Below are 7864 nucleotides of genomic sequence, written 5' to 3'. Positions count from 1 at the left end.
GCGGACTCGAAATCAAACTCCTCGATGCGGTTTCCCTTGGTGACGGCGACCCGGGTTTCTTCCCGGTGCCGCGCGTCGATCAACATGCGCGTGGTCATTGTAAACACTCCAAGCGCGCCGCGGCGCGCCAACAGAAAATCCCGCGGACGCGCCCGATCGGCGGCCGCGGCGGATAAGGGTGAAACGGAAAAAGACGTTATTGCCGCGCGGGCCCCGCGTCCGATCGTGGACGCGCATGCGGTCTTCCGCCGCGACGACCGCGGGCGCGAAGGCGCCTGCGTCGCGGGAAGAAGAGGGCATGGCAAGCCTCATGCGGCATCAACCTGGTTATCGGGGCGACCGGATCGGCTGGGCGACACCTGAAGGATCGCGTCGGCCGCCCGGTCATCCGGGTGGACTGGCGGCGGGTCGTCCTTCCCCGCGTGTCCGGCGCCGGGGCAGCCGCGATCCGCGATTCGCGCGGGTCGGGCCCTTCCCCTCGAAAGGCCGGACGGCGCCGGGAACGACACCGCCAGTGCGGGGGGTGCTAGCATCGGCATCGCCGGACGGCAACCTCCACCGCCCGATAAAGATGGGAAGGCGCCCGTGCGTTGCAAGATTGCCGCACCGGCGCGCACGGGCGAATCGTGCTGAATCGCCGGTTAACCCTGCCGGTTGACGCCCGTTTGAGGTGCGATGGCTAATGGACGGTTCACGACTTTCCGCCGCCGGGGGCCTCGATGTTCTGGAATAAGCGCTGGACCACTGCCTGTCAGGGACGGCATAATCGCCCGATGGGCCTGCTGTTCGTCCTCCTGACGCTGCTGTGGAATCCGCCGGCGGCGCTCGCGGGGCAGATCGGTGCGATCGAGATCGGCGATTCCGAAATCACCCTGCGCTTCGACGATCTCGTCGCAGGCGCCTCGACGCTGCTGCTCGCGGGGCCGGATCGCATCGCGCTCGACATCGCGGGGGCGCAGGCGGGGCGGTCGCCCGGCGGGGCGGGGATCGTCCGCGCGGTGCGCCAGGGGCAGCGCGACCCCGCGACCGCGCGCGTCGTGCTCGACCTCGCGCAGCCGGCGCTGGTCTCCGACGCGCGCTTCGCCGCCGACGGCCGCAGCCTCAGCCTGCGCCTGCGGCCGGTCTCGGCCGACGCGTTCGAACGCGCCGCGCGCGGACCGCGCCTCGAATTGCAGCCGCCCGCGCAATTCCGCGCCAAGCCGCCGCAGAAACGCTACAGCGTCTCGGTGCCGATCGGCCAGCCGAAGCCCGCGCTGCCGCTGCCGCGGATCGAGGGGCCCGACAACCCGCGCCTGCCGCTCGTCGTCATCGACGCCGGGCATGGCGGGCACGATCCCGGCGCCATCTCTCCGCACAGCGGCAAGCGCGAGAAGGACATCACGCTGGCGATCGCCCGCGCGACGCGCGACGAACTGCTCGCGTCGGGCCGGGTGCGCGTCGCGCTGACCCGCGCCGACGACCGCTATCTGGTGCTCGAGGAGCGCTACGGCATCGCCCGGCGCCTGAAGGCCGACCTGTTCATCTCGATCCACGCCGACGCGGCCGAGAATGAACAGGCGAACGGCGCGTCGGTCTATACGCTGTCCGAGGTCGCGTCGGACCGCGAGGCGGCGAAGCTCGCGGCGCGCGAGAACAAGGCGAACATCATCAACGGCGTCGACCTCGGCGCGCACAGCAGCGAGGTGTCGTCGATCCTGCTCGACCTGACCCAGCGCGAGACGATGAATGTCGCCTCCGACTTCGCGCGGCTGCTCCAGCGCGAGGCCGCCGACGCCGTGCATTTCCGCACCACCGCGCATCGCTTCGCCTCGTTCGTCGTGCTCAAGGCGCCCGACACGCCGTCGGTGCTGTTCGAAACCGGCTTCATCTCGAACAGGGAGGACGCCGATTTCCTGAGTTCGGCGACGGGGCAGAAGAAGGTCGCGCGCGGGGTTCGCGACGCGGTGCAGGTGCATTTCGCGCGGCAGATCGCGGCGCGCTGACGCTTCGCCTTGATTTTGGCGGCGTGCGGCGCCAGCCTCGGGCCCTTCTCCATTCGAGGCAAGAAGGCGACGCATGGCCGACGATCTCACCCTCCACGCGCATCTCATCGGCCGCCAGGGCTCGCGCGCCGACCTCAACACCCCGGTGCTGGTGCTCGACGTCGACGCGCTCGACCGCAACATCGCGGCGATGGCGGCAACGGCCGCGCGGCACGGCGTCGCGCTGCGCCCGCATGCCAAGACGCACAAGAGCGTCGACATCGCGCGGCGCCAGATCGCCGCCGGGGCGGTCGGTGTCTGTTGCGCGAAGATCGGCGAGGCCGAGGCGCTGACCGGGGGCGGCATCGCGGGCATTCTGATCACCTCGCCCGTCGCCGCGCCGCGCGCGATCGAGCGGCTGGCGAAGCTGGCGGCGCACGCCGACGGGCTGATCGCGGTGGTTGACCATCCCGACGTCGCGGCGCGGATCGACGCCGCGCTCGCCGCGGAGGACGCGCGGCTCGACGTGCTGATCGACATCGACCCCGGCATCGCGCGCACCGGCGTCGCATCGCCCGAGGCGGCGGTCGCGCTGGCGCGGACGATCGCGGGGCTGCCGCGCCTCGACCTGCGCGGCGTGCAATTTTATTGCGGGTCGCAGCAGCATATCGCCGACCATGCCGAGCGCGCCGCCGCGATCGCGGAGCGCACCCGCTATCTGGAAAGCGCGATCGCGGCGCTGACCGGCGCGGGCTTCGCGCCCGGCATCGTCAGCGGATCGGGGACGGGCACCCACCGCATCGACATGGACCTGGGCGTCTTCACCGAATATCAGGCGGGCAGCTATGTCTTCATGGACAAGCAGTATCTCGATTGCGACCTGACCGGCGACGGCGCCTGCCCCTTCGAGGTCGCGCTCGGCGTCGATGCGCGCGTGGTCAGCGCCAACCACGAGCGGCTGGTGACGATCGACGCGGGCTTCAAGGCGTTGTCGACCGACGGCGGGGTGGCGGTCGTGCGGCGCGGCGCGCCCGAAAGCGCGCAGTTCGCCTTCATGGGCGACGAGCATGCCGCGCTCGTCGCGCCGGGCATCGGGGCGATGCTCGCGCCCGGCGATCCGGTGACGCTGACCGTGCCGCACTGCGACCCGACGGTGAATCTCTACGATCATTACCATGTCGTGTCGGGTGACACGCTCGTCGCCATCTGGCCGGTCAGCGCGCGCGGCCGGGCGCGATAGCGCGCCTTCGCGGGCCCGGGCGGGCCGGGCGGTCCGCCGCAAGCCCGCTTCCCTTTCGACGATGCAGGCTTTAGAGGCTGTGCGCATATGGCTTCCGACACCGCGTCCCATTTCCGCCTGCGCCTGCGCCGCGACAGCAATGCCGTCATCGCCTGGCTGCGCGAGATGTGGGCACGCCGCTGGTTCCGCTGGCTCGGCTCGCTCGCGGTGGCCGGGCTGGTGGCGTTCCTGCTGGCCTGGGCGATCTTCGCGCGCGACCTGCCGTCGGTCGACCAGCTGCGCGATTACGAGCCGCCGCTGCCCACCCTGGTCCGCGACGGCGAGGGCAAGCCGGTGCACGCCTATGCCCGCGAACGGCGCGTCCAGCTCGAATACAGCGAATATCCGCAGCTGCTGGTTCGGGCCTATCTGGCGGCGGAGGACCGCACCTTCTTCGAACATGGCGGCATCGACTATCCAGGCGTCGTCTCCGCGATCCTCACCAACCTGAAGAGCGACGGCCGCCCGGTCGGCGCCTCGACGATCACCCAGCAGGTCGCGAAGAACCTGCTCCTCTCCAACGAAGTCAGCTACACGCGCAAGATTCGCGAGGCGATCCTCGCCAAGCGCATCGAGGCGGCGCTGAGCAAGGAGCAGATCCTCGAACTCTACCTCAACGAAATCCCGCTCGGCCGTCGCGCCTTCGGCGTGCAGGCGGCGGCGCGCGCCTATTTCGACAAGGACGTCGACCAGCTCGCGCTGCACGAGATGGCGTTCCTCGCCATCCTGCCCAAGGCGCCCGAAACCTATGGCCGCGCGCGCAACGCCGACAAGGCGCTGGCGCGGCGCAACTTCGTTCTCGGCCAGATGCAGCGCAACGGCTGGATCACCGCGGCGCAGCGCGACGCGGCGCAGGCGATGCCGCTCGGCCTGACCGACGCCGGCAACCGGGCGGTCGCGCAGGTCGGCGGCTATTATATGGAAGAGGTGCGGCGCCAGCTGATCGACGCGTTCGGCGAAACCGCCGAAGACGGACCGCACAGCGTCTATGCCGGCGGCCTGTGGGTGCGCACCGGCTATGACGGCGCGATGCAGACGGCGACGACCGCCGCGCTGCGCCGCGGCCTGATCCGCTACGACGCGGGCAAGGGCTGGTCGGGGCCGATCGCGACGATCGAGGCTGACGACCAATGGGCGAGCCGTCTCGCATCGAGCTTCATCGGCATCGATTACGACGGCTGGCGCGTCGCCGCGGTGCTGTCGAAATCGGCGGGCGAGGCGCGGATCGGTTTCGCCGACGGGTCGACCGGGCGGTTGCCGGCGGGCGCCGCGGGCATCGGCTATCGCAAGACCGGCGGCAGCGCCTTTTCGGCGCTGCGCCCCGGCTATCTGATCGCGGTCAAGGCGACCGCGCCCGGCGTCTACGCGCTGAAGAACATTCCCGAGGTGTCGGGGGGCATGGTGGTCGAAAGCCCGCATTCGGGCCGCATCTATGCGATGCAGGGCGGTTTCGACGTCCGCCTGTCGCCGTTCAACCGCGCGACGCAGGCCGAACGGCAGCCGGGATCGACGATCAAGCCCTTCGTCTATGCGACCGCGCTCGACAACGGCATGACCCCGGCGACGATGATCGTCGACGGACCCTTCTGCGTCTATCAGGGGGCGAATCTCGGCAACAAATGCTTCCGCAACTTCGGCGGCGGCGGCGGGTCGGGCGAGCACACGATGCGCTGGGGCCTCGAACAGTCGCGCAACCTGATGACGGTGCGCACCGCGAGCCAGATCGGCATGGAACCGATCGTCGAAACGATCAAGACGATGGGCATCGGCCAGCACGAACCCTATCTGTCGACCGCGCTCGGCGCCGGGACGACGACGGTCGAGAAACTGGTCAACGCTTATGCGATGCTCGCCAACCACGGCCGCGAGCTGAGGCCGCGCGTCATCGACTATGTGCAGGACCGCCGCGGCAAGGTGATCCTGCCGAAGAACTGGAAGCCGTGCGAGGGCTGCAACGCGTCCGACTGGAACGGCCGGCCGATGCCGCGCTTCGCGCCGTCGGGCAAGCAGCTGATGGACCCGATGACCGCCTATCAGACCGTCCACATGCTCGAAGGCGTCGTCCAGCGCGGCACCGCGGTGCGGCTGCGCGACCTGGGCGTGCCGCTGTTCGGCAAGACGGGGACGACCTCCGGGCCGAAGGACGTGTGGTTCGTGGGCGGCACCCCCGATGTGATCGCGGGCGTCTATATCGGCTTCGACCAGCCGCGGAACATGGGCGGCTATGCGCAGGGCGGCAGCCTCGCGGCGCCGATCTTCAAGGATTTCTTCCTCGCTGCGCTGACCGACGCGCCGCCGGTGCCCTTCACGGCGCCGAAGGGGGTCCGCATGGTCCGCATAGACCGCCAGTCGGGCCGCCGCGTCTATGGCAGCTGGCCGGGCAGCGATCCCAAGGCGTCGGTGATCTGGGAAGCCTTCAAGCCCGAAAGCGAGCCGCGGCGGACGATCCGCGAGGAAGAGATCAAGCCGTCGAAGCCCGCGGCGCGCCCCGACGCCCCGGTCCAGCAGGGACCGAACCGCCGCAGCGACAGCGATTTCCTCGACGATCGCGGCGGGATTATCTGACGCGCGGCGGCTTTTCCTCCGGCGCGCGAGCCTCTATGGCCGGCCCGACTTGATTCAGGAGCAAGACCATGCGCGCCGAAGCGCAGGACCATATCGACACGATCAACGCCGCGCTCGCGCTGGTGCGCCGCTTTCTCGACTGGGACCGCGCGCTGCGCCGTCTCGACGAACTCAATGCGAAGGTCGAGGACCCGACGCTGTGGGACAACCCCAAGGCGGCGCAGGAGGTGATGCGCGAGCGTCGCCGCCTCGACGAGGCGATCGGCGCGACGCGCGCGATCGAGACCGAGATGGCCGACACCGCCGAGCTGATCGAACTGGCCGAGGCCGAGGGCGACGACGCGCTGGTTGACGATGCGGTCGCCAGCCTCGCCGCGCTGGCCGCGCGCGCCGAGGAGGACAAGGTCCGGGCGCTGCTGGCGGGCGAAGCCGACGGCTATGACTGCTATATCGAGGTGCATGCGGGCGCCGGCGGCACCGAAAGCCAGGACTGGGCCGAGATGCTGCAGCGCATGTACATGCGCTGGGCCGAGAAGCGCGGCATGAAGGTCGAACTGATCGAATATCAGGCCGGCGAGCAGGCGGGCATCAAGTCGGCGACGATGCTGGTCAAGGGCGAGAACGCCTATGGCTACGCCAAGACCGAAAGCGGCGTCCACCGGCTCGTCCGCATCTCGCCCTACGACAGCTCGGCGCGCCGCCACACCAGCTTCTCCAGCGTCTGGGTGTATCCGGTGATCGACGACAATATCGAGATCGAGATCAAGGAAAGCGACCTCAAGATCGATACCTACCGCGCGAGCGGAGCGGGCGGCCAGCACGTCAACACGACCGATTCGGCGGTGCGCATCACCCACGTGCCGACCGGCATCATCGTCGCCTCGCAGATCGACCGGTCGCAGCACAAGAACCGCGCGACCGCGATGAACATGCTGAAGGCGCGCCTCTACGAAGCCGAGTTGCAGAAGCGCGAGGCCGAAGCGTCGGGCGAATATCAGGCGAAGACCGAGATCGGCTGGGGGCACCAGATCCGTTCCTATGTCCTCCAGCCCTATCAGCTGGTGAAGGACCTGCGCACCGGCGTCACCTCGACCGCGCCGCAGGACGTGCTCGACGGGGCGCTCGATCCGTTCATGGCGGCGGCGCTGTCGCAGAAGGTGACGGGCGAGACGGTCGAGGTGGAGGACATCGACTGATGGCCTTCGCGGGCGTCCGCCCGGCGGCCGCCGCGCTGGCGCTGCTCGCCGCGCCGCTGGCGCTCGCCGGCTGCGACGCGCCGTGGAGCGACGATAGCGACCGCGTCGAGACCGCGCGCGAATTTCCGCCCGCCGACCGCCCCGTCGCGCCGATCACCTCGACCAAATGGTCGACCGAGGAAGCGCGCGACCGCGTCAACGAGGCAGAGGACGTCATGGATTCGGCCGACGTCCGTCCCGGCATGACGGTCGCCGACATCGGCGCGGGCGACGGCTATTATACCGTCCGCCTCGCCCAGCGGGTCGGCCCCGGCGGCCGCGTCCTCGCGCAGGATATCCAGCCCGAGGTGATCGAGCGGCTCGCCGATCGCGTCGCGCGCGAACGGCTCGACAATGTCTCGCTGAAACTCGGCGCGGTCGACGATCCGCGGCTTCCCGCCGCCAGCTTCGACCGCGTGTTCATGGTGCACATGTATCACGAGATCGGCGAACCCTACGCCTTCCTCTGGCGATTGCGCCCGGCGCTGCGCCGGAACGGGCAGGTGATCGTCGTCGACGGCGACCGGCCGATCGCGCAGCACGGCACCCCGTTCCGTCTGCTCGTCTGCGAATTCCAGGCGGTCGGCTACAAGCTGCTCTCCTACAACGATAAGCAGCACGCCGGCGGTTATCTCGCGCGCTTCGTCCCCAGCGGCCAGCGTCCGCGCCCCGACGCGATCAGGGTGTGCAAGAATCCATAGGGCATGTGACGACATCGAATGGTCTCGTCATCGCCCGACGGCGCATCGGGTCGGCAATTATTCCTTTTCGACAAATAACCTTTCCCCGGCGAAAGCCGGGGTCCACGTGGGGCAGTGCTGTGC

General features: G+C 69.5%; 5 protein-coding genes. All 5 read left to right on the top strand.

Annotation, left to right across the window (positions count from 1 at the left end; translation table 11 throughout):
- The first annotated feature begins 719 nt into the window (after positions 1–719).
- The 5 genes from ABS88_RS14665 to ABS88_RS14645 all read left to right on the top strand — a co-directional run bounded on the left by ABS88_RS14665 (position 720) and on the right by ABS88_RS14645 (position 7741).
- Positions 720–1982 carry an N-acetylmuramoyl-L-alanine amidase gene (locus ABS88_RS14665; protein WP_082797192.1) on the top strand — a complete coding sequence of 421 codons (1263 nt, stop codon included), beginning with the start codon at positions 720–722 and terminating at the stop codon, positions 1980–1982.
- A gap of 73 nt (positions 1983–2055) precedes the next feature.
- Entirely contained in the window at positions 2056–3201 is a 1146-nt protein-coding gene (locus ABS88_RS14660) for a DSD1 family PLP-dependent enzyme (protein ID WP_076073534.1), read from the top strand.
- Between the two features lie 87 nt (positions 3202–3288).
- On the top strand, positions 3289–5805 hold the full coding sequence (locus ABS88_RS14655; protein WP_104960266.1) for a penicillin-binding protein 1A: 2517 nt from the start codon (positions 3289–3291) through the stop codon (positions 5803–5805).
- A gap of 68 nt (positions 5806–5873) precedes the next feature.
- Positions 5874–7001: a peptide chain release factor 2 gene (gene prfB / locus ABS88_RS14650; RefSeq protein ID WP_067112061.1), complete on the top strand. Its 1128-nt coding sequence runs from the start codon at positions 5874–5876 to the stop codon at positions 6999–7001.
- A complete protein-coding gene (locus tag ABS88_RS14645) occupies positions 7001–7741 on the top strand; it encodes a class I SAM-dependent methyltransferase (protein WP_067112064.1) in 741 nt (246 codons plus the stop codon). Before prfB ends, ABS88_RS14645 begins: the two co-directional genes overlap by 1 nt.
- Positions 7742–7864: the final 123 nt, after the last annotated feature.

It is taken from the genome of Sphingopyxis sp. SCN 67-31, assembly GCF_001725095.1.
This window is presented reverse-complemented; position numbering and strand designations above follow the sequence as displayed.